Raw genomic sequence first — 23,499 nt, 5'->3', positions numbered from 1 at the left:
ATACTTAACTCTCCTCTACTAAAAGACTCCTTGCACCTTTGTCAGCTAACACAGTAACGTTAGGATGATGATTAAGAACTGTCGCAGGTATATCGGAATTCATGATACCTTGAAATAGCGCTCTTACTGCCCTCGCTTTTTTTTCGCCAGCAGCAAGAAGCAGGATTTCTTTACTCTCGAGTATCGTGCCGATTCCCATCGTAATCGCTTTTCGCGGCTGTTTCTCATGTGTAAAATATTTAGCGTTCGCCCTTAATGTCGACTCTGTTAACTTCACTACATGCGTGCGCGAACTAAAATCTGTACCCGGTTCATTAAAACCGATATGTCCGTTCTCTCCGATACCGAGCACCTGAAGATCGATACCACCCAGTTGTTTGATCACTTCTTCATAGCGCTTGCATTCATTTTCAAGATCTACGGCGTTACCATCTGGGAGATGAGTTTGATTCTTATGGATTCCAATATGATCGAAAAAGTTTTGTTGCATGTATTCATGGTAAGCTCTGGAACCGACATATTCGTCCAGGTTAACCGTGTACACTTGTGAATAGGACTGCTTATACTCTTTACTATATTTTGAAAGGTGTCGGTACATGCCTAAAGGTGTCTTCCCCGTAGCAAGACCAAGTACAATTTTTTCTGAACTCTTTATTTTCGAAAACACATATTCAGCTGCCATTCTACTAAGCTCTTCTTCATCGGAAACCTTGATCAATCTCAAACTCGTTCCCCCTTTCGATGATACACAAGCTCGCCTCGACAAAATGTCATGAGTACATCGCTGTCCTCCGTCAACACCGTAATATCGGCATCTTTACCAACCGAGAGACTTCCTTTTCGTTCAAAGATCCGCAACTCTTTTGCAGCATTTTCACTCGTCATCTTCACAATATCCGACCAAGAGCACTGCGTATAATCCATCATATTTTTAACAGCAGCATTCATCGGTAAGATACTTCCTGCTAGTGTTCCGTCAATTAATCTAGCTTCATTACCTGTTACAGTTACTTGCTGGCCACCAAGTGTGTAGGATCCTTCTCCTAAACCTTTGGCTCTCATTGAATCCGTAATTAAGACCGTGCGTTCTGCACTAATAGAATGGTAGGCTAGTCGAATCATCTCAGGACTAGCATGAACGCCATCCGCGATCATCTCAACCATCAATTCTTGCTGTAAGAGAGCAGCACCAGCAACACCTGGATCTCTGTGATGTATTCCGCGCATGCCGTTAAATAAATGGGTAACATGAGAAATACCTGCTTCAATCCCAGCTTTTACTTCTACAAAAGAACTGTCACTATGACCGATCGAAGCGATCACATCTTGTGAAGATAAGTACTTTGTAAGTTCAAGTCCACCATCCATTTCAGGTGCTAAAGTGACGAGTTTTATTTGATCATCAGCACTTTCTTGAAATTTTTTAAATAAATGTACGTCAGGCTCCTGAATAAAAGACGTAGGCTGTGCACCTGCACGTACTGGAGAAATAAAAGGTCCTTCTAAATGGATACCCAGCATTTCAGCGGCTGGACTTCGAGATTGTTTTATAAAGTTTGCAGCAGTATTAAGTGCTGTATGAATAACGGATGTTTCTTCAGTCATCGTTGTTGCTAAAAAGGATGTCGTTCCTTCTGCTGGGAGATGTTTTGCAACAATCTCTAGTGCTTCTTCATTACCATCCATAAAATCTGCTCCAGCAGCACCATGAATATGAATATCGATCATGCCAGGAATGATGATACAGTCCTGAGGCATGGTATACCTTATTACATCTTCATCTGGTGAAAAGGGGGTTGGAGTACCAACATAGTGAATCTTATCGTTCTTTATCCACACATATCCATTTTTAACGAGCTTTCCTTCTTCGTTAATCAAGTTCCCAACTAGTAAAATATTAGGTTTCATGTCCACTCCCCTTTATCACTTTATGCCTAGCCTATCATTCTTATGACTAGTTGTCTATACCAGTCAGAAAATTCAAACAAAAAAGCTAAGGCTAAAGAAAACGCCTTAGCTCTCAAATACGCTTAATATAATAAATATTTTTTTCGTAAATCTTTAAACTCTTCCAGTTCTTGATCATACCGAGAAACAATTTCATCTACAGTTCGCCCTGTCTCAATATACTCTCGAACCCATCCGTTTCCGGTTAATAGATCGAAGAAAGAGATCCCTCTACTATCTTCTGCCCTAAATTCAAAATCATTTGGGTAAAGATCATGAAGGCTTTTCACAAGAGTGATTCCAGTAAGAACAGGCTGGAATAACTTTTCATCCTTTACATGAATCTCAACTCCGTGAGATAGCTTCCCTGCATGTTTTGATGAAGCAGGTGTAAACGAGGCTGCTCTAAATGTAACACCAGGCAGAGCTTCTTTATTTAATTTCTCAGCTAGTTGATCTCCATTAATAAATGGAGCACCGATCAATTCAAACGGCTTAGTCGTTCCGCGACCTTCTGAAACGTTCGTGCCTTCGATCAGTGCACTTCCAGGATACACAAGTGCCGTATCTTTTGTAGGCATATTAGGTGAAGGCAACACCCATTCGAGACCACTATCTTCATAGCTCCAAGATCTCTTCCACCCCTTCATCTCTACTACTTTTAAATCTGCATCAATATCAAACTCTTTGTTAAATAATTTAGCTAGTTCTCCTACAGTCATACCATGCCTAAGCGGAATTGGATAAAGGCCAACAAATGAAGAGTAGGCAGGATCTAATACAGGTCCTTCTACTTCTTTACCTCCTAATGGATTCGGACGATCGAGTACCACAAATGGAATATTGTTCTCTTTGGCTGCTTCCATCGCATAAGCCATCGTGTAAATATACGTATAGAAACGCGTGCCTACATCTTGTATATCGAACACTAAAACATCGATTCCTTCAAGCATCTCAGGAGTTGGCTTTTTCGTTGCTCCATATAAGCTGTAGACTGGAAGACCTGTTTTTGGATCAATGTAGAATTCAACATATTCTCCAGCTTGAGCACTTCCTCGAACTCCGTGCTCAGGTCCGTACAATGCTTTTAACTCTACATCTGGATGATTGTATAAAACATCAACGATACTGTTCAAGTTGCGGTCTACTCCAGTCGGGTTCGTGATTAAACCGACCTTCTTACCCTTTAATACCCTCATATCATGATTCAACAATTGCTCTAGTCCTGTCTTAAACCTTTTCTTATGATCAAAACCTTTCTGGTTCGTAGCTTGAGCACCTGGCAATATAAAAGAAAACAACATCAATATCGTTAAAAAAATTCCCCATTTTCTCATTGTCTATTTCCCCCTATTAGTAGCTTTCACCATGACCAAACGGATATAGAATCTGTTCTAAACCTTCTTCATAGATCGTAACAGGTAATTTACCTGAAGGATCGTTCATTCCAAAAATAGTTTCTGCTGCTGCCCTAAAGCTCGCATCTCTGAAGCTGTATTGTGTAAGATAAGCTGAAACTTCAGGGAACGCCATAATATCATAAGGATTTCGAATACCTACTGCTGTTGTTTTATCTGGTGCAGCCTCAATAACTTGATTGATCATCTGCATTTGAGGTGAAGACGGTGAACGTCCAGCCACGTTAAACGTATAGGTTCCGAGAACAACGAGGTCGGCATCTTTTACTTTTTGTAACTGTTCAGCATTTAAAGGTTTATCTGCTTTTATCAACTCTACCGATGAGTGATGAGAAGCTAATGCTTGTTTAAGGTTTTCAATATAGGTATTGCCAATAACCACTACCGACTTGACCTCGTTCTTATCAACCGGTAAAAGATTATCGTTCTTCACAAGTGTGATTGACTTTCTTGCCACTTCATTTTCTAAAGCCTTATGCTCTTGGTTGCCAACGACATTCTCTGCATGTTCAATTTTTTCTTCAACTGGTGTCTCATTTACTTGTTTGTAAATCCCGCGATTCGCTTTTAACGTCAATAGACGCTCAACAGATTGGTTCAATCTTTTTTCTGTGATTTCTCCATTATCGACTGCCTCATATAAACCGTTTGCGACTTCTTCTAATCCTACCGGCATTAATACGATATCAGTTCCAGCATTTACTGCACGAATGACAGCATCAACCGGCCCAAAGTGATCAACAATGGCGTTCATGTTTAATGCATCGGTAGAAATAACACCTTTAAAGCCCATTTCTTTTCGCACTAAATTTGTTAAAACTTCGTATGACAATGTAGCTGGAAGATTGATTTCTGTTCCATCCTTTTTAGAAATCACAGTGGTAGGATCAATTTTAGGGAAGGTAACATGTGCTGTCATAATAGCATCAATACCTTCATCCATCGCTTGCTGAAAAGGATATAGCTCAACTTCTAATAACCGCTCTTTTTCATGAGGTACAGATGGTAGACCTAAATGAGAATCAACAGCTGTATCACCATGACCTGGAAAGTGTTTAGCAGTGGCAGCCATACCTGAATTTTGTAATCCTTTTGTATAAGCAGTACCTAAATTAGCGACTAACTGAGGTTCTTCACCAAATGATCGTACTCCAATGACAGGATTATCTGGATTGTTGTTAACATCCAAAACAGGAGCAAGGTTCATATTAATTCCTAATGAATGGAGCTCTGATCCAATGGCATGTCCGACAGATTCCGCCATCTCCGTTGATCTTGTGGCACCAAGCGCCATATTTCCTGGGAAATCGGTACCGCTCTGCAAACGTGTCACAATTCCACCTTCTTGGTCGATTGATACCAATAATCCATAATCTTCATTGGCTTTTTTATATTCATCGACTAATCTAACTGTCTGCTCTGTTGTTACTACATTTTCCCTAAATAGAATAACGCCACCGAGGTGATATTTTTTTACAAGTTCTCTAATCTCATCGTTCATTTCCGTTACAGGTTGCCCTTTCCAATTTCGGAAATCTGGCATTAACATCTGGCCAACCTTTTCTTTTACTGTCATAGACTTTATCGCTTTTTTGATCACGTCATATTTTTGGTTTTTTTGTTTTATAAATTCTGCCTTCCCGTTTTTAACGTGTATTCCGATTTTGTCGAACGACTTACCATCTGTAACTATGATGATTGTTGCACCATTCTTACCATTTAAGCTTACAAGGCCCTCATTGTTTACAGAGGCAACTCTTTTATTAAGGGATTTCCATATTAAATGATTTGTCGCTTCGACATATGTTCCATCTTTACTTGTTATCAATGCTGCTAAATCTACTGTATCGCCGTTAATATGCTTACTTAGTTGCGGCATATTTTGAGCGATCATTAATCCTTCATTTCTTTTATGTTTGGCTGAAACACCTTCAGCCTTCCCAATTCCAGCAAACATAGGAACGATCAATAGGGCGATTAAAAGAACATACCGAATGTTTATTGATGTTTTCACATTACTAACCTCCTTAAAATTTGGTAGCGCTTTCTTTCTTTGTCACTTTTCGGTAGAAAAAAAGCGGTTCCTGTCGTAAGAGTACAAAACAGAACTTAAGTCCTTTAAACTACTAGGCCTAGTTGTCTATACCAGTATTAATAAAAATACTTTTAAGGTAAAAAAGACTTATATCTTTTTGAGAAAGTGTCATTTAGAGGAGAGTTAGGTATGACTAAAATTTTTGATGAATCATAACTGTAATATATTTTAATTATTATTTGATGTTAAGAACGAGGGTATGCAGATTTATCCAAAAAGGCTTGCTCCATTTTCAGAAAAATTATATACTTTTCTATGTCAGTATTAATCGGGGGCTTAGCTCAGCTGGGAGAGCGTTTGGCTGGCAGCCAAAAGGTCAGCGGTTCGAACCCGCTAGTCTCCACCACTTATTAATAATGGCAATTTTTACTCAAACATAGACAATAACATTTTATTTTTTTGTTGTTTTGGCTCGTTTTGGCACAGTCTGAAAAATGTTTCTTATTGGTACCTATTAATAATTAAAGACTCTGTACCAGATTGGTACAGAGTCTTTATGTTTTACTTTCGTAAAATACTGTTGTGATTTCATCAGCTGCTAACTTTTGCATAGAACTTCCAACATGTGAATATGTGTCTAATGTTATACCCACCCGGCTGTGTCCAAGCCTATCAGAAACTATACGTGGATGGACATTTTTTTCTAATAGTAGAGTCGCATGAGTATGTCTTAAAGCGTGAAAGGATATTGGTTTTAAACCTAATTTTAATGCTTTTCGTTTTAAGTTTTTGTAAATACTGTCTGGATGAAACGGCAAACCATATTCATTACAGATAACCAAGTCATTATCGTTATAGGCTTTACCAAGCATATTTTTTTGCCTATTAATCGTTCTTAATCTTGTTCTTAATAATTGAGTTACTTCAGGTGGCATAATTACAGTCCTTTTAGAATCCCGTGTTTTAGTTGTTGGTTGAATCGTTTTTTTATTATCAAGGATACTTTTAATCCTAATTTCATTTTTATCAAAAACAACATTTTTCCACTTCAATCCTAGAATTTCACCTCTTCTAAATCCTCCTGAAAGTGCAATAATTTGGGAAAGAGCAATACAATCTTCATTTTCTATAAAAGCTTTAACACAATAGTCATGATAAATTTTTGCATCCTTTGCGTTCCATGGTGAAATTTCTTTACTTATCGGACTAGGAGCTTCTACGTCTTCTATGGGGTTGGATGGAATGTGATTTTTCTTTGCAGCCATATTAAAAACTACTTTAAGTATTTTATATATTGCTGACTGAGTTTTGTTTGACAGTCTTTTTTCATAAATTGTTTCATTTTTCATTTTCCTTACTTTTGGAATTACCTCATCAAATTTCCTGAACATACTTTGAATGTGGTATTCATTAATATCAATCATATGAATATTACCCATTTCCGGAATAATATGATTATCAATATGATTTTTATATACCAAAAAAGTTGTGTTTTTAATACTCCTTTTATTTAATAGCCATTCACTAAAGTATTCCTTAACGGTTAGTTTAGAAGGTTCATGAAATTTCCCACTATGTTTAGCAGCTAATATTTCTGCTAAAACCATCTGTGCTTCTTTCTTTGTTTTGAATTTAAACCTTTTTTGTTTTCTATTTCCTTTAGGTCCAATATCGGCTCTAAAGCGATAGTATCCATTTATTTTTTTTATTTCTGGCATCTTATTTTTCCTCCATTTTTTTTGATTGTCCGTCCAACCATTGCAATAAAACGTCCTTGTAAATCAGAATTCTTCTTCCAACTTTTACAGTATGAAATTGACCTGAATGAACCAAATCATAGGCAGAACTCTTTCCTATTCTTAGTATTGAAATTATGTCCTCCACATTTAACACATCTGGATAATCTTTCATTTTTTCCATTTTCACTTTCCTCCATTTTTTATGTTTTATCACATTTTTTTAATAAATGTTAAACTTTCAACTATTTATTGGTTCTGACCCTGCAACCATAAAATAAGTCCATTTTTTGTGTACTTCTTAGAACATGGAACTTTAAATTTTCCAAATTCCTCAGTTTTAACTAGTTCATAAGTTTGACGTGTTCCAATTCTTAAAACTTCTTTTATTTCTCTAACTGTTAACAGTTCTGGATAAGATGATAAGCTTTTCATTATCTTGTGCCCCCGAGATATTTGGTGAGCTAAAGGTAACATTTTATTTAAGTAAAAACTTAAGAAAGTAAAAAAACTTTTTAAAAAAGAATTTTTTTTGTTTTGGTTACTTTTTGCTAGTTAAAATTGATATATTTATATATTTGAATTAAATTAAAGGAATTTTTGAAAGGTCTAAGGGAAAGGGAAGGTCTACATTTTAGGGGGAAGAGAGAAATCACCCTTTTAAAAAGGGTGGCATCAATGCGACAAAAATACATTTTAGGTGTCGGTCGATTTTAAGAAGAATGCTCCATGCTACATTGCTGTAGTCGGAATTCGCCCAGGTCCTGCTTTACCAAATATTCTATTCAGAATACACTCTTCTCCACCAAGCTTTCGCTTCAGGTACGGGATAAATCTGGGGACAAGTTCACCCCGTCTAACGGCTCGTCAGCGAAATTACTCGCCGCCATGGCAAGACGGGATACCTTGGTAAAAATTTTAACGTCTAATTAACAACAGAATTACCGCCTTCCGGTTCATCTGAGGAGCGCTTCGCTACATAAAATTTTTCATTATAAGGGTAATTTGTTTGGATTTTTTTATTATCCTTCTTTAAGAAAAAATAAAGTTGTATAAATGTTCATTTTTTTAGAAACACTTCTAGTAATCTAATTTTCTATACTTTGAGGTGTTTCTATGAAAATTGCTTTATGCGAGAATTGTGGTAAACCTTACGAAAAGATACGTACAAGAATGAAATTTTGCGGAAGAGCTTGTAGCGCGGAATATAATTCTAATCGAACTCATGATGACTTTATTATTAAAAGTTACATCAATGGGGTATCAAGTGACAAAATTGCAAAAGAAACAAACTTATCTAAACCTACAATATTAGCAATTCTTCGTCGAAATCAAGTAATTATTCGTTCGAATAGAGAAAACTCAAGAAAGTATGCTGTTAATCATGACTATTTTGAGTCTATTGATAGTAGAAATAAGGCTGCTTTACTTGGGCTCATTTATTCTGACGGTTATATCACGTCTAGTTACGGTAAAAAAATAGTTGGAATCAAAATGAAAGATTCAGACTGCAACCGCATTATTTTCACTCAACTGTTAGAAGCTCTGGACAGTGACTACCCTATTCGAGAGGGTAAAAGTACGACAGGTTATTCTGGTAGTTCTGAGTTTATACGAATTGAGATTGTCAGCGAGAAGATGTATGATGACTTATTAGGAAAAGGTGTTCTCCCAAATAAATCCTTAACCCTGAAATTTCCTAGTTCTATACAAGTGCCTTCAAAATTTCTAAATGATTTTATTGGAGGGTATTTTGCAGGTGACGGCGCATTTAAAAAAAGAAAAGTTCATGTTAACCACTTTTACTCTATTTCATTTATTGGAACGCAGGATTTTTTGCAGGGAGTTAAAAACCATTTAGAAACAATAGATGAGGTCTTTAAGACTGGTTATAAACATCTATACAAAGACTCCCGCACTAAAAATACTTGGTCTCTTAACTACTCTTCCTTGGACACAGTAAAAAGCTTCTGTGAAATAATTCTTCATGACTGTCCAGTTTTTCACGAAGAAAAATATTCTCGATACCTTTTAATGAAAGATAATTACTTTCTTAATGAAGGTGTTTAAAAGATTGAATTTTAAAATTGTAACTGGTTCTTTTTTGGAGTACAAAACAGAAAAAAGTATTGTAAAAGCAAGCTAATTCGCTTTTGAATTAGCTTGCTTATTTTTGTTGTTATATCAACGTTTATTGGATTTTTATGTCTAAATAGCACCTATTTCGCCTAAGTTTTGGAAAGATGACAATAGTTATTAAATATATCAAATCAAAAAAACTCTTTTTATCTGACTAATATATCTATAGATATGTGTACAATTAAAGACTTTACTCTATAACGGTCATCATATTCCCTACTAAAGTAACTCTGACACCATCATCTTAATAATTTATTTTCGAGATAACCTCACCAGGTCCAACTAACACCTTCTGAGCCTAAAATGAACCATCACACGAAGACATCCATATCAGCTCCTAAGTAAAATGTAGTTTAATAGATTTTCATCTAACTTCGACCAGAACTGGAGACACCTTCCTGCTGTACTTTTGTAAGGGGAAGTTTTAAGCAAGTTTCAATCGCTTGATTTAATCTATTTAAGTAAAGACTTGCTTGTTCAAAATTCAAATCATTGATACCTACTTTCTTAAAAGAATTTTCATCCATAATTCCTTTGTGCATAATATCATTTCTTAAATTAAAAATATCCTTAAGATTATTGAAAAGGGCTTGATTCAATTCTAATAAGTTTACCCCATATAAATATTTTAGTATGACTTTATAATAAGTATCGACCATATTATTTTTACCAATGCTAATTAACTTGTCCAAAACAATATCATCTTCAAATTTTGATGGATACAATGTTCCGGTACTGACAAACATTTTTATAAAGGACTCTGCTGCAATAGCACAATATATAATAAATTCTTCAAACTCCGATTTATAAAGCGCTTTCGTTGCCTTATTAATGTAAGTAACCCATGTGAAATTTACAACATAGTTGCCTTTATAATCATCTAATAATTTTTCGCTAATAGGCTGAAATTTATTCCGATATAAATCGACCATAAAATTATCCGCAATAGAATTCCAAATTCTTGAATTCATATTTACTTTATGTTCAGGATTAAGAAATATAAAATCTGTATGAGTTCCAATAACACCACTTAAAGGATTTATTGCAAGGTCTTCGACCCAAAACATCTTTGTACTTTTACTGATATATAAAAGAAAGTGATTTAATTTAACTCTAACTTCTTTAAATATCTCTGTTCTATCCTTTGTCGTTACATTATAAGTATCATATATTGAACTTTTTTCAATTGAATAGTTTATGTGGTGGTATTTGTTTAAAACTGCTTCAACTTCTATTGTATTGCAGAAGTTTTCATTATAATTAGGTGAGAAATTTTTATTTTCCAGTTCATCGATATTTGGTAAGAAAACAATTTTAAAAAAAGAAAAATTATCGTCTACTGGCAGCTCTGTTTCAATGGATTCAGGAAATTGTAATCTTAATAAATATGGTAAGCTAATTTTAGTTAATAATTTTATACTCATAACACACTTCTTTTCTTATTATATAAAATGGATTAGGTGGCATTTTAGTGTAATATTGCTCCTTCTCCATTAAAGTTCTTCTATTTATGGTAATGAGGCATTATATCGTACCATTCGAATCTACTCTCAATTTCTTGCGAGTTCAATTCACTTCTATCTAGTATTCTTAAATGATATTTTAAAATTGGTTTTTTCTGTGCTGCCTTTATGTCACCGTTATCTAAATAGAAGGTCTGAAAAACAAAAGGTGTTTTTGGTAAGATATTTTCTCTAAGAATCTCTTTTAGATTTCCTTCGCCTGAAAAAGTAGAAGGAAAAAATCTTATAAAAGAAAACACTTTAAAATTAAGTTTCTTTGTCTGATTGTGACCTTCATTTAACTTTATTTCTTCGATGTTTTTCATTGTTCTATTTCTGTTTTTATTAGGATACACAAAGAATGTGTATCGTTTTTCATCATCAAAAACATAACTAAGAATTAACTCATTATTCTTATCTTTGTACCTGTTTTCATTTATACTCTTGAAGTATCGAAATTCTTCTTGTGCCTCTATTTTTGTTCTATAAACTAGCCCGATAAATGGACGCTCAATTCCGTCAAATTCATCAAACCCAACAGCCACAAAAGTTTGTTGTGGTTCATATCTAATGGGTGGCATTGGATTTAGATAGAGATAGTCATATTTGAAAATTACTTTTTCAACAATCAGACCTATAATAACTAAACATAAAGTAATTAGAACTGCAATCTTTGTTTGTAAGGTAAAGAAGCTAATAATAATTGAAGTTAAAATAGCTGCCCATTTTATAGTTGTTATTGCTGCTTTATAACGAATAGGTACTTCTATTTTCATTTTGTTCCCCTTAATAAAAAAAATTAAATTTGGTAATAACTTAGTAGTCATTTTGTTTATAATCATTTTTTTAATTGCTAAATGGTTTAATGTAGTAAAAAATGGCTCATCCTATATAACTTTTTCCCCTGAACGATTAACCAAACAATAAGTAATATTCCGCTTATACTTAGGAATACCAATGGGAACAAGAAATACCAATCTGGATTATACCTATGAATAATTGTATAGTCACCAATTTCAAATTTTTCAGTTACTGTAAAGGCTTCATTTAAGATGTTCCGATGATTCTGTATTTGTGCATTCGTTTCTCCATCCTTTATAAAACTAATTGATTCAAAAGTGAGGTATTTCTCGTTTATATCTTGAATGGAAGCCTCAATCCCAGCAATATCTTCTTTAGAAAATTTACTTATCTCCAACTGTTCAATTAAATTTCCCCTTGCTTCACTATATTGAAATTTAATTGAACCTACTACTTCTAAGCTTAGCAGACCCAAAACCAAAAAAAATAAAAAGAAGTAAAACAGTTTGATTCTCAAAATTTTCCCCTCTTTCTTTTTTTTCAATATTTTGTAATATTCTATGAAAACAGGAGGTCTTCCTGCTGATTAAGGCTCTGTTTAATATAAATCAATATAAAAAGTTAAGAGCACTGCGATTTGCAGTGCTTTTTCGGTCGCTAATATGAGGTTCCCTTATGTTTTTCAACTTTTTGTACTCTTAGAACCCGTTACCTTGTTTGTGGGGGGGGGGATTACACTTCATTATAAAGCAAACTCTTTAAAAGTTACTGTTCTAATTTTCATCGCCTGAAAAATCACTCTAATTAACTCCTCACATTTAACTACACTAAAAAGATAATCTAAATCAGAAGGATATCCATTATATAGAGATAGCCCTAATTCACACATCTGTTTGGTTGTGCCAGTAAGTTGAGCTGCAGTAAACTCATGTCTTTCTTCATCTTCATTCCACGACGTTAGCGCAAACAATGGAGACATGGAATAATCTACATCTTTATAATTAATTGCATTGAAAATCTCTGGAAATGCAGCTATGTAATTACTAGCTTCATATTGTATACCGCCCGGAAACTTTAAATTCAAAATGTAAAAATTCTTCTCGTGTAAATCGTTGTAAAAATACATTGTAATTCCTCCATGTAATTAGTTTTTTAATTGCTAGTGTTACTGTTAATAAAAGATAGCAAAAACAAAATCAAAAAACTTAAGAATCACAATTTATTTTTAAACTTTAGTAAATTTTTTTTAATTGCTTGTACACTGACATAAAATCGAGTCACATCTTGTCTAGAATGATTTAAATCTGTAGATATCAACCACTGGATTTTTTCATAGTCCTGAATTTTCCTTTCACAAGGATTACTACATTTTTCTTTTATTCTTCGTTTAAATTCCTCATATTTTCCCTCTAATCTCTCATCTTGTTCGGATATCTTCTCTTTAATTAGGCTGTCTAGTTTTTCATAGTTTGAACAATAATAAATCATTCTGTTATATGCAAATCCTCCTCTAAAACTATGTGATGAGAAAGTTTCCCCATTTGTTCCCGAAATACCCAGTTTATCAGCAGAACGTCTAGCCAATCTTGTTATCGCTCTACGTATTTCTTCATCAGATTTATAATTTCCTTGAGCATTTTTCTGTCGCTTAAATACTCGACCGGTTTCTTTATCAAAATTGGTTTTTAAATCGGCTAAAAATGCCTTTTCTTCCTTGTTATGATGGTTTGTATAAACTATATTATCTAACCCACCTTTTGCTTTAATAGCTTCATGTTTATCATGAATCAAGTCAATATACTCTTCTTTTTGCCTAATAGCTTCAGAAACTCTAAAACCTGTTAAATACTGATAACGAGCAATACTAGCAAGATAAGGGTTTCTTTTTCCCATTTCCTCAAGAACAAGAAGACATTCTGCTGGATTTGCTTTATATCGATGAGAGTCTTTATAGTGTCTTACTATGTTGAATTCTTCAATAATTTCAAGCATTAATTTATGATTAGTAACATTAAAGTTGTCTTTTTCTTTAAAAACTCGCGTTTTCGTAGCATGCTCATTAATAAAATCTAGTGCATGAGCAACCTTTCTTATTGTATTAGCACTTTGTCCTGTAGCAATTCTATCTAACAACAATTCTTGCGTATTCTCTGGTCTTAAATCTTTCCAATGGGTAATATAAAATTTTTCATAAGCATCATGCAATATGGCTGCAGCTGTATCATAATACGTTTTCTTAGTTCCATCAGAGATTGTTCTGATTTTGTTTATTTCATTATTTAATCTGTCATAATGCGAAGTACCTTTTTCATATTTTGCTTGCTCCTTTAAAAGCTCCCCCTTCATATTAGAGTTTTCAACTTGAGCTCGATTTATAATTTTTTTTATCTTCTTCAGTTGCGCATCCAAATACTTTTGAGACATATATAACCACCACCAATACCATAAAAAAAAAATATAAAGCGCATCATTTTTACGCCAATTTGAACATCATCGTAAAAAATGAAGCGCCAAGAGCATGTGGTCTTATTTTTGCCCAAATCGCATGGCAAAAATGGACCACACTTTTCAGCCCTTTAGGCTGGTTCTGTACACTTTCAATCTATTAAAAATATGCCTCCGGCTATTTTTGATTGAAAACATACAGAACCAGCTAAGCCAATATCACTGCTCGTCACGCAGCTCATTAAATGTTGGTTGCTTCGCAACTATTGCAAAGCCACGTTCCGTGTCTGTGTAACCCAACGTGTATAACTCCTAAAAACATTTACTCGTTGCACTCGAAAATCGTTTATTCTTATCCCCCCGTGCGTTAGTTCAGTGCAAGCACGAATGTTATACTTCTTCTATCGAAGATGTTCGCTTTTCATTTGTCGTCTAAAGATGACATCGAGCCGGCGCTCAATACATTTTACAAATAAGTTTCTCTTTATTCGTGAGAATCTCTATGTTTCTATTTTCCTCGCCATTTTGTTTAATTAGTAATATTTTTAACTATTGTTTATTTTCATCCTTTCTAATCTCAATTTATTTGTTCTAAGTCTACTGTCCGTCACTTTTTGTAAACACAAAAAGCCCCTAGCAATTTAATGCTGTTTGTAAATATACATAAAAATAATACACTGTATTCTAAAATGTTGATAAAAAAATATAATATTATTAAAAACTCCGAAAATCAGGTGATAATATGGATAAAAAAAATGAAAAAAACGACACTGAAGAAGATGTTCTGGAAAGTGAATCAGTAAAAGATAGAAATATAATAATTTTTGATGTTGGTAATGCAGGTAAACGTGCCAAAATTGAATAAGGAGACCATGCTATAAAACAAATTATTCTGCCATGAAATTTATTTTCAACTAATATAATTGCATATTATATCTTTAACGAAGATTGATTAGTGGGGGGAAATCCATGATTAAAGTGTTCAATTCAGACAGAGATGACATTATCAGAGACACAGGTGACGCAGGGAAGCGTAACTAAAATCAATGAGGAAACTAAAAGTGCGATATTGTAAATTCATTTAGCTATATAGCTCTAATCAGACATTATTGCTAGAAGATTAGCAAAATAAGCATAAAGTTTGTGTTAAATAATGACTTTTAAAACGGCTCGAAATTATACATTGGTTTCTTACCCATCATTTATCGGCACAAAAATGGCACATAATAAAAAACATTAACTAAAACTAAAGGAAAAAAATATTAACTTAATATAAAAAAAGCCTATTCTATAGAGGGTTGTACTTTTCAATAACATATGAGGACTAATTAGGTGAAAAGCTGGCAGCCAAAAGGTCAGCGGTTCGATCCCGCTAGTCTCCACCATATAAATTCAAACGAATCACTAATCCCTTGAGAGAGCTCAAGGGTTTTTCTATTCAGAACAAAAAAGTATCATGCTCTTACGCCATGATACTTTTTTGGAGACTATTCTTGTTTATTATTTTTATTTCTTGGATCTTGTTCTTCAGCAAATTCTGTTGCATAACGAAACCCTGGTCTAAACCTTCTTTGTTGCCTCCCGTTTCTCTCTTTATTCTTTGAAGGCATGTGCTTTAATAAGTATTGATGAACAAAAACTTCTGTAGCGGTGATAATACCTGCTGCGATCACACTTCCCCACGCGATCTGCATATATCCGTTTAAGAGGATTGATCCGAAAATCCAAACCACTAGATACGCTAAAATAAATTCTGCCATCAACGTGTTGTTCTTACCTATTCTCGGCAACAATATACGGTCCGCTACAATATATGTGATTGCAGTTGTTGTAACCGCAAAAGAAACGATATCACTGATCGAAGCGTCAAAGAACAGATCGAGTCCGATCCAAAATGCTATCAGGCACACAAGAAATTTCATAATAATGACTTTTACTTGATCCATAATAAAAAACCTCCTTAATCTGTTCCTAGTTTGCAACAAATAGTGGAGGTTCATACTTCTTGAAATTAATTGTGTTTGCCTCGAATATTTTATTCAGATACAGCTGTGATCATCGGTTCTTTTTCTTTTTTCTGTGTAAAGCTTGTTCTTTTATCGAGTAAGCTAACGATTATGAACACGGCTGAAGATAAAGGTAAAGCATAGAATAGAGGATCGATGTGCGTCCATGGATAAGGAAATATCGCTGCTTTTCCAAACCATGCTTGTGATAACCCGATAGCAGCAGATTCTTTAAGGTGTATGAATAAGAAACCGATGATACTTACAGTAAACCCAACGATCATACTTGCTGTAGCTGCGGTCTTCGTAGCTCTTTTCCAATATAGTGCTCCTATCAGAGCTGGCATGAATCCGGCTGCGCATATTCCAAACCAAAAGGCCGTTGCTTGAGCGATGATTCCCGCTGGAAGCAAGTAAGCTAATATAACAGCAGCGATTACTCCAATGAGCACGCCGATTCTTGAAGGATTGAGCTTCGATCCAAATAAGGATTGAATACCAAGAGTTTTTAAAATATCTTGGCCAAAAGCTGTTGCTTGAACATGAATGAGTGAACTAACTGTAGAGATTGTGGCAGATAATAAAGTGAGTGTAAACAGATAGATAAACCATTCAGGCATGATTTGGTTAATGAAGATAGGGATGATAAGATCGACGTTTCCTTTTGCGGCTGTTAAAGCGATCTCACCGGTTTTCTCATAAAAATATAGATTGCTTAACGGGCCGATCACAAAAGCTGCACCTGTCATAAAAAAGATAAAAACACCGCCGACTAATACAGAACGATAAAGTGCTCGATCATCTTTTACAGTCATGCATCTCATTGCGAGTTGAGGCTGGGCTAATACTCCTATTCCAACTCCCATGATTATGGTACTAACAATGGTCCACCAAAGTGGAGATCCGAATTCAGGCATACTTGTCCAGCCTTGATGTCCTTGATCGATAAGAGCTTGAGGCACAAGATCCTTCATTGCGGTTAATCCATTATGCCCCTCCATAATGCCGCCTACTGCTTGATAGGTGACGAACAAGAAGATAGCCATCCCGATCAACATAACAACTGCACCAAACGCATCAGTATACATAACGGCCTTAATTCCACCTGTTACTACATAGATCCCAATGATTGCAGCTAGCAGAATAAGAGCGAGATTAAAGTTCATCGAAAGAGATTCTTGAAGAAATCTTCCTCCTCCGATCAAAACAATACTCGTATAGGCTGGCATTAAAATAAATATCATAGCTCCTGAAAAAACCGTGATAAATTTTGAATCATATCTTTTTCCTAGCAGTGTAGGAAACGTTGTAGCGTTTAGATCTAGTGACAACTTTCTAATCTTGGTTCCGAAAATGGCAAAGGCTACAAATATACCTAGTACGATGTTAAGAAACGCTAGCCATAACAAGCTAAATCCATGAGCTGCTGAGACGCCACCAAAACCCACAATGGCCGACGTACTAATGAAAGTAGCTCCGTAAGACAATGCCATGATCGCAGGGTGAATGTTTCGACCACCTACTAAATAATCTGACTCTGTTATCGTCTTTTTATATCCATAATAAGCCAACCAAGACATGATACCCATATAGACGATAAGGATCGGAATAAGGACTGCAAAATTCATTTTGAGTCATTCCCTCCTCTGTTCCACATGATTCCACCAAAGACAACACACCCTAATGCCGAGACAACGGTAGCCACCCACACAAATGCGATAAGTCCATCTTCCATTCCAAGCATAAACATAATCCCCTCCAATGAAATAAATGTGAAAACAAAATTCGTGAATGCGCTTACATAAATATGTAAAAATAAATGGCTCGCCAAATTCCTCCTCACACTGACGTATTATATGACTTCTTTTTATCCACAGAATCCCCTTTAAGGTTCACGTTTTTTTATAGAAAAATGCACTTTGTAACATTTATGAAATATTTCTGTAATATTAGTGAAACCATTTCAGGTCTTCTCTCGTCTAATAAATAACAAGACAATGAGGAGGACATAACATTGAAATTCAAAAAACGTACGGTCATCTTTACAGCAACAGCATTACTAACAATCGGGGTATTAAATGATAGCGATTTTGAGAGCAAAGTAAAAGCAACAGAACAGAATGCTCCTATTAAACAGGAGGTTGTCACTCCTACACAAACTGATAAAGTACTTACACTAAAACTAAATCAAAATGATGTTGAAAAAAATGAAAAACGGGTAGCAGCATCGAAAGCGAACGTTCCTGTTCAAACGCAAAATGAAGAAACCGTTCAAAAACAAGTTGCAAAAGAAAAAGTAGAACAGCCAAAGATTTCCGAACTGCCGAAAGAAAATAAAACTCAAACAACAAAACCTGAACCAAAGCCTGCTGTTCAGCCACAGACAAAAAATGTGGAGGAAAAACCTAAAGTAGAAGAGCAAGCACAAGCGAAGATGCCTGAAACTAAAATTATTGGTGGTTACACATATGTTAGCTTAATGGATGATACACATGAGAACTTAAAAGATCTCGTAGCCATCGCAAAGAAACATGATGCTACTCTTTATGCGATTGAATATAGCGACAGTTTTTTGATGTTTGATAATTCTACCGATCAAATGATTATGAGTTTTAGCACGGGTATTAATATGACTTCTATCGAAAACATAGATGTACTATACGATATGCATCCTACAATTAAAGAACAGATTCAAGAAGTTATTAAAACTGGGAAAGAGATTCAAGTCAAAACTGGGGAATTTGAGAGCTACCATATTTCAAAAGTTGATGGAAAGATTAGAGTATCGTTTTAAAGACATAGAAAAAAAGCCCTGTTACGGGCTTTTTTTATTTCTTCTTTATCTCTTTTAAAGCGACTACTTTAAGCGCCATCAGTTCATTATCCGTTACTTTTTCGAGCAGCTTCTCATATACAGCTTGCTTTTCGTCTTCATTCAAGCCTTTACTTACCTTCTCTCTAATGGAAGCTAGTTCTTGAATGGTGTATCTCTCAGAGATGAATTGAACAGCATCATTCTTTGTAGTAAATGGCAACTTCTGCTTTGGAGGCTTCCCTGTTTCTATGTACTTTCTAATCTCTGGGTCTTCTAGAAGTTTCGTGATTTCATCTTCATTCGACTTTAATTCTTTTGTGATTTCGACCATTGCTTTTTCAGAAGCGTAATCCATCGTCAAGACGTACAGAATTACACCAGATGTGATAAAAAACATTATTACAACACTTAACCACCATTTGATCACTTCATCACCCGCTATATAATGAGATAATTCATTCATAACACAACTTACAAAGTTTGGAAAGAAAATGGTATGATTTTTTATAATTCATACATAGACTTTACACGCGTTATATTCCCTTATGCTATCATTTAATTTAGAATGGTTAATCTTAGCAACATTTGGAGGAGTGTTATGTCCCGTCTAACCAATCATTTAGTTGTCATCTCTTTTGACTGTCTTTCTTCCCTTGATTTTCCTATCTTAGAGCAGCTTCCGCATTTTAAGGAATTATTGGATCGAGGCTCCCATTGCAAAAAAGTAGAGACAATCTATCCTTCTGTAACGTACCCCTGTCATACCTCTATTGTTACAGGAAGGTATCCAAAAAACCACGGAATCGTAAATAATACGTTAACACAGCCAGGCAAAGCTTCGCCTGATTGGTATTGGCACAGAAAACATATTAAAGGAACTACTTTATATGATGAAGCTAAAAAAGCAGGTATGACTACCGGTGCTCTTCTTTGGCCAGTGACTGCAAGAGCGAACATCGATTACAACATGCCCGAAATTTTTGCGAACCGTAAGTGGCACCACCAGATTCCTGTTTCTCTACTAAACGGAAGTAAAAGATATCAACTTGATATGAACCATCGATTCGGACATCTGCGTAGTGGTTTGAACCAGCCTGAGCTTGATGATTTTGTTTTAGAGTCCACGATACATACGATTAAGAATAAAAAACCTGAGCTATTGCTTGTTCATTTTGTGGATCTTGATTCACAGAGGCACTATCATGGTTTTTCTTCTGATGAAGCAATGGATGCGATAAAAAGACATGACAACAGACTTGGCAAAATTATCGAATCCTTACAGGAAGCTGGTATATATGAAGAAACGACGATCGCCGTATTAGGAGATCATAGCGCTCTTGATGAGAGCAAAGCTATTAAACTGAATGTTTTATTGAAAGAACATGGATTAATAGATACTGATTCAAAAGGGCCAATACAAAATTGGAAAGCCTATTGCAAAAGTTGTGATGGATCAGCATATATTTACCTGAAGGATTCATCTGATCTACAAACAAAGGAGGTAGTGAAAAAACTTCTGGATCACTTATTGATTGATGAAAAAAATGGTATTGAAAAGATCTACAGTCAAGAACAAGCGGCTGCAACCGGTGCTGATGATCAATGTGCGTTTATGGTAGAAGCTAGACGAGGTTTTTATTTTAACGAAGAACATCAAGGCTCTTTTCTAAACAACATTACAGATCAAGATGTGAGGGAAAAACGGTTCACGCATGCTTGTCATGGTTATTCTCCTGAAAAAGAAGACTACACTACTATCCTGTTATTAGCAGGTAAAGGGATACAAAGAAATGTTGTTGTTCCTTCCATGCATTTAATTGATGAAGGGCCGACGTTTGCTAAACTATTAGGTCTAGATTTAGGAAAAACGGATGGTAAAGTCGTACAAGAGTTTTTAAACATCTAGTTTTTAATTAAATTCTAGTATAGAGAGGACAAAACCTATGAAACGGTTTACGAAAGAAGAGAATAGCTGGATGTACTATGATTGGGCAAACTCAGCGTATTCGATTATTATCTCAACAGCTGTATTTCCTTTGTTCTTTAAAGCAGCTGCCACAAATGCAGGAGTCAGCTCTTCGGATTCAACCGCTTATTTGGGTTATACGATCGCGATTGCTACGTTCATATTAGCGATGCTTAGCCCCGTTTTAGGTACAATTGCAGATTATAAAGGATTAAAGAAGCGATTCTTCACTTTCTTTTTTGCACTTGGTCTTATTTCTACTGCATCATTAGCTTTTATTCCAAGTGATCAATGGCTCTTATTATTAATATTTTATACGTTAACTGCAATCGGCTCTAGCGGATCTAATGTCTTTTATGACGCTTTTATAACCGATGTAACAACAGAAGAAAGAATGAACAGAGTGTCATCTAGAGGGTTCGGATTAGGATACATCGGGAGCACGATTCCTTTTTTGATCAGTATCGCGATTATCGTGTTGGCACAAAATGAAGTTCTGCCGATTTCAACTACTCTAGCTAGCAAGATTGCATTTTTGATCACTGCGATATGGTGGGGGATATTTACGATTCCTATGCTGAAGAACGTTTATCAGAAGTACGGTATCGAACGAGAGCCGAAACCTTTGATCAACAGCTTTAAACGTTTAGGTAAAACAATGAAAGAAATAAGAAAGTATCGGGCTCTATTTTTATTTCTGCTCGCCTATTTCTTTTATATCGATGGCGTCGGGACCATCATAACGATGTCCACCGCTTATGGTTCAGATCTTGGAATCAGTTCTACTAATCTTTTAATCATCCTTTTTGTAACACAGGTGGTCGCTGCCCCTTTTGCCATTCTATACGGAAGGTTAGCAGAAAGATTTACAGGTAAGAAGATGCTTTACGTTGGAATAGTGGTCTACATTATCGTTTGTATTTATGCTTATTTCTTAAAAACAACAATGGATTTCTGGATTTTAGCCATGCTAGTTGCTACGTCTCAAGGTGGAATTCAAGCGCTAAGCCGTGCTTATTTTGCTAAATTGGTTCCGAAAGAAAACTCGAACGAATTCTTTGGCTTTTATAATATTTTCGGCAAGTTCGCCTCCATTATGGGGCCGTTGTTAATCGCCGTAACCGCTCAAGTTACCGGTAACTCTGCTAGTGCCGTGTTCAGTCTTGTCGTTCTTTTTATCATCGGCATAACGATCCTTATGTTTGTTCCAGAACCGAAAGTGGATTCTTCCCATACGATCAGTGCATAAAAAAACTGCTCTCTAGCAAATTCTAGAGAGCAGTTTTTTCTTTATGTTTTATTTAACGATCCACTTTGGTCCAAGAATGGTTTGGATACGATAAAAGTTTCCATACGCTGCATTTGCTTTATAAGTCCCTGGATATAGACTTGCTGCAGCCATTTTGTGGTTTACATGAGGACGGTCATGTAAAGGAACTTTTTGAGTAAGCGTAATGGTTTTTGTTATTGGTGTGATGCGCTTCTCCCAACGCTTATCCCCTTCTACTGCCATATAAAGTCCTGCTTTTTTGTTCCTTGTCCATTCTTCATTAATAATCGTGATTGGCGGATTCGTCTCTCCTGCATATGGAGCTAGTTCAAACGTAAAACCAGGACGTTTGAAGGTTTGAATAAACCAGTCTTTGTATCCACCACCACTTGATAACTGTGTATCAGGAGGGATTAGTCGATACCCTGTCATGTTGGCAAGAGTTGTACCGAGGGTTTTGTCCCCTTCAAAGGTGTTGGTTCCATAATTAAAATGGTAGTATAGTATTCTTCCAGCTGTGTGGTAGGAGTTCGTAATTTCCGGGTCTACTAGATAAGTGAGAGCCGACACCGCTTTTGCTTCCTTCGTTACAAGGGGAGCGCTACCTTTGTAATCTTTATAAGAAGGAGCTTTTGCATTATTTGATATCTGTTCCCAACGCGCAGGATATTGTCTGTTCAGATCAACCCCTTGGGCATTCGACTTCCATCTTTTAAAATCTTTGCTTCCACCATTCATCTTAATGAGATTGGCATGAGCTGATGTGGGAAAAGCGGACAATCCTTTTTGCTGAAGTACGACACCATCTGGGTTCGTCATCGGTACGAACCAAATAGACGTATTGTTCAATACATTTGCAACATTATAGCCGTCCATCGTACCGTTGGAGACATAGCGTTCACTATACTGATCGATCATTTCCATCACGATATTTGTTGTCATCCACTCTCTTGCATGATGTGATGCATTGTATAAAACCGTCGCATCACCTCTCCCTAGCTTAACAGCCCAGATGTCTCTACCATAAGGCGTTTTTCCAATGGATCGATATTGGACTAACCCCGGGTATTTTTGAGCAAGTGTCTTGATGTTACTCGTCATCGTTTCATATGTATACGTTTGGTTTGGATTTACATAGCTTGCTGCTTCTACCTTATAACTCCAAAATGATAAGCTCCCTAGTAATATCCCCATAAACAACACTAGACCTTTTTTCAATCTGTTCTCTCCTTTCAATACACTCTGAAATTATTTGAATATATTAATAGTATAGATAAGGATTAGCACGGCTTCGCATGAGGATAGTCGCCTTTAATATTTCAATTTGTTTACCGTAATTAAGTCGAATTTCATATAAATTTGGAATTTAAAAGTAAATAATAAGATTTATTGTATAAATTTCATCATATATGGTTTTGC

At 35.5% G+C, this 23,499-nt stretch carries 22 protein-coding genes and 1 tRNA gene; 6 read left to right on the top strand and 17 right to left on the bottom strand.

The genetic code is table 11. From position 1 onward, the window contains the following. Nucleotides 1-4: 4 nt before the first annotated feature. The 4 genes from nagB to nagZ all read right to left on the bottom strand — a co-directional run bounded on the left by nagB (nucleotide 5) and on the right by nagZ (nucleotide 5,322). Complete coding sequence (nagB, locus tag IHV11_RS02465) at nucleotides 5-724, bottom strand: glucosamine-6-phosphate deaminase (RefSeq protein ID WP_197193596.1); 720 nt, start codon at nucleotides 722-724, stop codon at nucleotides 5-7. Further along, the gene (gene nagA / locus IHV11_RS02460; protein WP_197193595.1) at nucleotides 721-1,908 is read right to left on the bottom strand and encodes an N-acetylglucosamine-6-phosphate deacetylase; all 1,188 of its coding nucleotides are present in this window, start codon (nucleotides 1,906-1,908) and stop codon (nucleotides 721-723) included. Before nagA ends, nagB begins: the two co-directional genes overlap by 4 nt. Before the next feature lie 122 nt (nucleotides 1,909-2,030). Beyond that, the gene (locus IHV11_RS02455) at nucleotides 2,031-3,284 is read right to left on the bottom strand and encodes an exo-beta-N-acetylmuramidase NamZ family protein (protein ID WP_197193594.1); all 1,254 of its coding nucleotides are present in this window, start codon (nucleotides 3,282-3,284) and stop codon (nucleotides 2,031-2,033) included. A 16-nt stretch (nucleotides 3,285-3,300) separates the two neighbouring features. Then, nucleotides 3,301-5,322 carry a beta-N-acetylhexosaminidase gene (gene nagZ, locus IHV11_RS02450; RefSeq protein ID WP_197194898.1) on the bottom strand — a complete coding sequence of 674 codons (2,022 nt, stop codon included), beginning with the start codon at nucleotides 5,320-5,322 and terminating at the stop codon, nucleotides 3,301-3,303. 408 nt (nucleotides 5,323-5,730) lie between these two features. Between nagZ and IHV11_RS02445 the strand changes: the two genes are divergently transcribed. After that, nucleotides 5,731-5,806, top strand: a tRNA-Ala gene (locus IHV11_RS02445). A 148-nt stretch (nucleotides 5,807-5,954) separates the two neighbouring features. On the opposite strand, the gene IHV11_RS02440 is transcribed toward IHV11_RS02445, so the two are convergent. From IHV11_RS02440 to IHV11_RS02430, 3 genes are all read right to left on the bottom strand, one after another. Further along, on the bottom strand, nucleotides 5,955-7,118 hold the full coding sequence (locus IHV11_RS02440) for a tyrosine-type recombinase/integrase (RefSeq protein WP_197193593.1): 1,164 nt from the start codon (nucleotides 7,116-7,118) through the stop codon (nucleotides 5,955-5,957). Between the two features lies 1 nt (nucleotide 7,119). After that, the gene (locus tag IHV11_RS02435) at nucleotides 7,120-7,320 is read right to left on the bottom strand and encodes a helix-turn-helix domain-containing protein (RefSeq protein ID WP_197193592.1); all 201 of its coding nucleotides are present in this window, start codon (nucleotides 7,318-7,320) and stop codon (nucleotides 7,120-7,122) included. Nucleotides 7,321-7,385: 65 nt separating this feature from the next. Then, entirely contained in the window at nucleotides 7,386-7,571 is a 186-nt protein-coding gene (locus IHV11_RS02430) for a DNA-binding protein (RefSeq protein ID WP_197193591.1), read from the bottom strand. Between the two features lie 681 nt (nucleotides 7,572-8,252). Between IHV11_RS02430 and IHV11_RS02425 the strand changes: the two genes are divergently transcribed. Next, complete coding sequence (locus IHV11_RS02425; RefSeq protein ID WP_197193590.1) at nucleotides 8,253-9,206, top strand: LAGLIDADG family homing endonuclease; 954 nt, start codon at nucleotides 8,253-8,255, stop codon at nucleotides 9,204-9,206. Between the two features lie 437 nt (nucleotides 9,207-9,643). On the opposite strand, the gene IHV11_RS02420 is transcribed toward IHV11_RS02425, so the two are convergent. From IHV11_RS02420 to IHV11_RS02400, 5 genes are all read right to left on the bottom strand, one after another. Beyond that, a complete protein-coding gene (locus tag IHV11_RS02420) occupies nucleotides 9,644-10,699 on the bottom strand; it encodes a hypothetical protein (protein WP_197193589.1) in 1,056 nt (351 codons plus the stop codon). An 80-nt stretch (nucleotides 10,700-10,779) separates the two neighbouring features. Beyond that, nucleotides 10,780-11,553, bottom strand: coding sequence for a hypothetical protein (locus IHV11_RS02415; RefSeq protein WP_197193588.1), 774 nt, complete (start codon nucleotides 11,551-11,553; stop codon nucleotides 10,780-10,782). Between the two features lie 86 nt (nucleotides 11,554-11,639). Beyond that, on the bottom strand, nucleotides 11,640-12,095 hold the full coding sequence (locus tag IHV11_RS02410) for a hypothetical protein (RefSeq protein WP_197193587.1): 456 nt from the start codon (nucleotides 12,093-12,095) through the stop codon (nucleotides 11,640-11,642). Between the two features lie 225 nt (nucleotides 12,096-12,320). Next, nucleotides 12,321-12,704 (bottom strand): hypothetical protein, encoded by a 384-nt coding sequence (locus tag IHV11_RS02405; RefSeq protein ID WP_197193586.1) that lies wholly within the window; start codon nucleotides 12,702-12,704, stop codon nucleotides 12,321-12,323. Nucleotides 12,705-12,790: 86 nt separating this feature from the next. Further along, a complete protein-coding gene (locus IHV11_RS02400) occupies nucleotides 12,791-14,002 on the bottom strand; it encodes a hypothetical protein (RefSeq protein ID WP_197193585.1) in 1,212 nt (403 codons plus the stop codon). Nucleotides 14,003-14,765: 763 nt separating this feature from the next. On the opposite strand from IHV11_RS02400, the gene IHV11_RS21330 reads away from it, so the two are divergent. Beyond that, complete coding sequence (locus tag IHV11_RS21330; protein ID WP_255547209.1) at nucleotides 14,766-14,888, top strand: hypothetical protein; 123 nt, start codon at nucleotides 14,766-14,768, stop codon at nucleotides 14,886-14,888. A gap of 622 nt (nucleotides 14,889-15,510) precedes the next feature. Here the strand turns inward: IHV11_RS21330 and IHV11_RS02395 are convergent. The 3 genes from IHV11_RS02395 to IHV11_RS21325 all read right to left on the bottom strand — a co-directional run bounded on the left by IHV11_RS02395 (nucleotide 15,511) and on the right by IHV11_RS21325 (nucleotide 17,779). Further along, the gene (locus tag IHV11_RS02395; protein WP_197193584.1) at nucleotides 15,511-15,969 is read right to left on the bottom strand and encodes a YndM family protein; all 459 of its coding nucleotides are present in this window, start codon (nucleotides 15,967-15,969) and stop codon (nucleotides 15,511-15,513) included. 89 nt (nucleotides 15,970-16,058) lie between these two features. Next, a complete protein-coding gene (locus IHV11_RS02390) occupies nucleotides 16,059-17,657 on the bottom strand; it encodes a sodium:solute symporter family protein (protein WP_197193583.1) in 1,599 nt (532 codons plus the stop codon). Beyond that, nucleotides 17,654-17,779: a symporter small accessory protein gene (locus IHV11_RS21325; protein ID WP_255520115.1), complete on the bottom strand. Its 126-nt coding sequence runs from the start codon at nucleotides 17,777-17,779 to the stop codon at nucleotides 17,654-17,656. The genes IHV11_RS02390 and IHV11_RS21325 overlap by 4 nt, the downstream gene beginning before the upstream one ends. 264 nt (nucleotides 17,780-18,043) lie before the next feature. On the opposite strand from IHV11_RS21325, the gene IHV11_RS02385 reads away from it, so the two are divergent. Next, nucleotides 18,044-18,823 carry a hypothetical protein gene (locus IHV11_RS02385; protein WP_197193582.1) on the top strand — a complete coding sequence of 260 codons (780 nt, stop codon included), beginning with the start codon at nucleotides 18,044-18,046 and terminating at the stop codon, nucleotides 18,821-18,823. A 34-nt stretch (nucleotides 18,824-18,857) separates the two neighbouring features. Here IHV11_RS02385 and IHV11_RS02380 read toward each other — a convergent pair whose 3' ends face one another. Continuing rightward, on the bottom strand, nucleotides 18,858-19,307 hold the full coding sequence (locus IHV11_RS02380) for a hypothetical protein (RefSeq protein WP_197193581.1): 450 nt from the start codon (nucleotides 19,305-19,307) through the stop codon (nucleotides 18,858-18,860). Between the two features lie 135 nt (nucleotides 19,308-19,442). On the opposite strand from IHV11_RS02380, the gene IHV11_RS02375 reads away from it, so the two are divergent. Both IHV11_RS02375 and IHV11_RS02370 read left to right on the top strand, forming a co-directional pair. Next, nucleotides 19,443-20,750 (top strand): alkaline phosphatase family protein, encoded by a 1,308-nt coding sequence (locus IHV11_RS02375; RefSeq protein WP_197193580.1) that lies wholly within the window; start codon nucleotides 19,443-19,445, stop codon nucleotides 20,748-20,750. A gap of 37 nt (nucleotides 20,751-20,787) precedes the next feature. Further along, nucleotides 20,788-22,059, top strand: a complete 1,272-nt coding sequence (locus tag IHV11_RS02370) for an MFS transporter (RefSeq protein ID WP_197131935.1) — start codon at nucleotides 20,788-20,790, stop codon at nucleotides 22,057-22,059. Between the two features lie 48 nt (nucleotides 22,060-22,107). On the opposite strand, the gene IHV11_RS02365 is transcribed toward IHV11_RS02370, so the two are convergent. Further along, nucleotides 22,108-23,298: a M14 family zinc carboxypeptidase gene (locus IHV11_RS02365; protein WP_197193579.1), complete on the bottom strand. Its 1,191-nt coding sequence runs from the start codon at nucleotides 23,296-23,298 to the stop codon at nucleotides 22,108-22,110. Nucleotides 23,299-23,499 lie beyond the last annotated feature (201 nt).

Origin of the sequence: Fictibacillus sp. 26RED30 (assembly GCF_015903845.1) — a bacterium.
Classification (GTDB): domain Bacteria; phylum Bacillota; class Bacilli; order Bacillales; family Fictibacillaceae; genus Fictibacillus; species Fictibacillus phosphorivorans.
The sequence above is the reverse complement of the archived record's forward strand: the minus strand, read 5'-3'. Positions and strand labels throughout refer to the sequence as shown.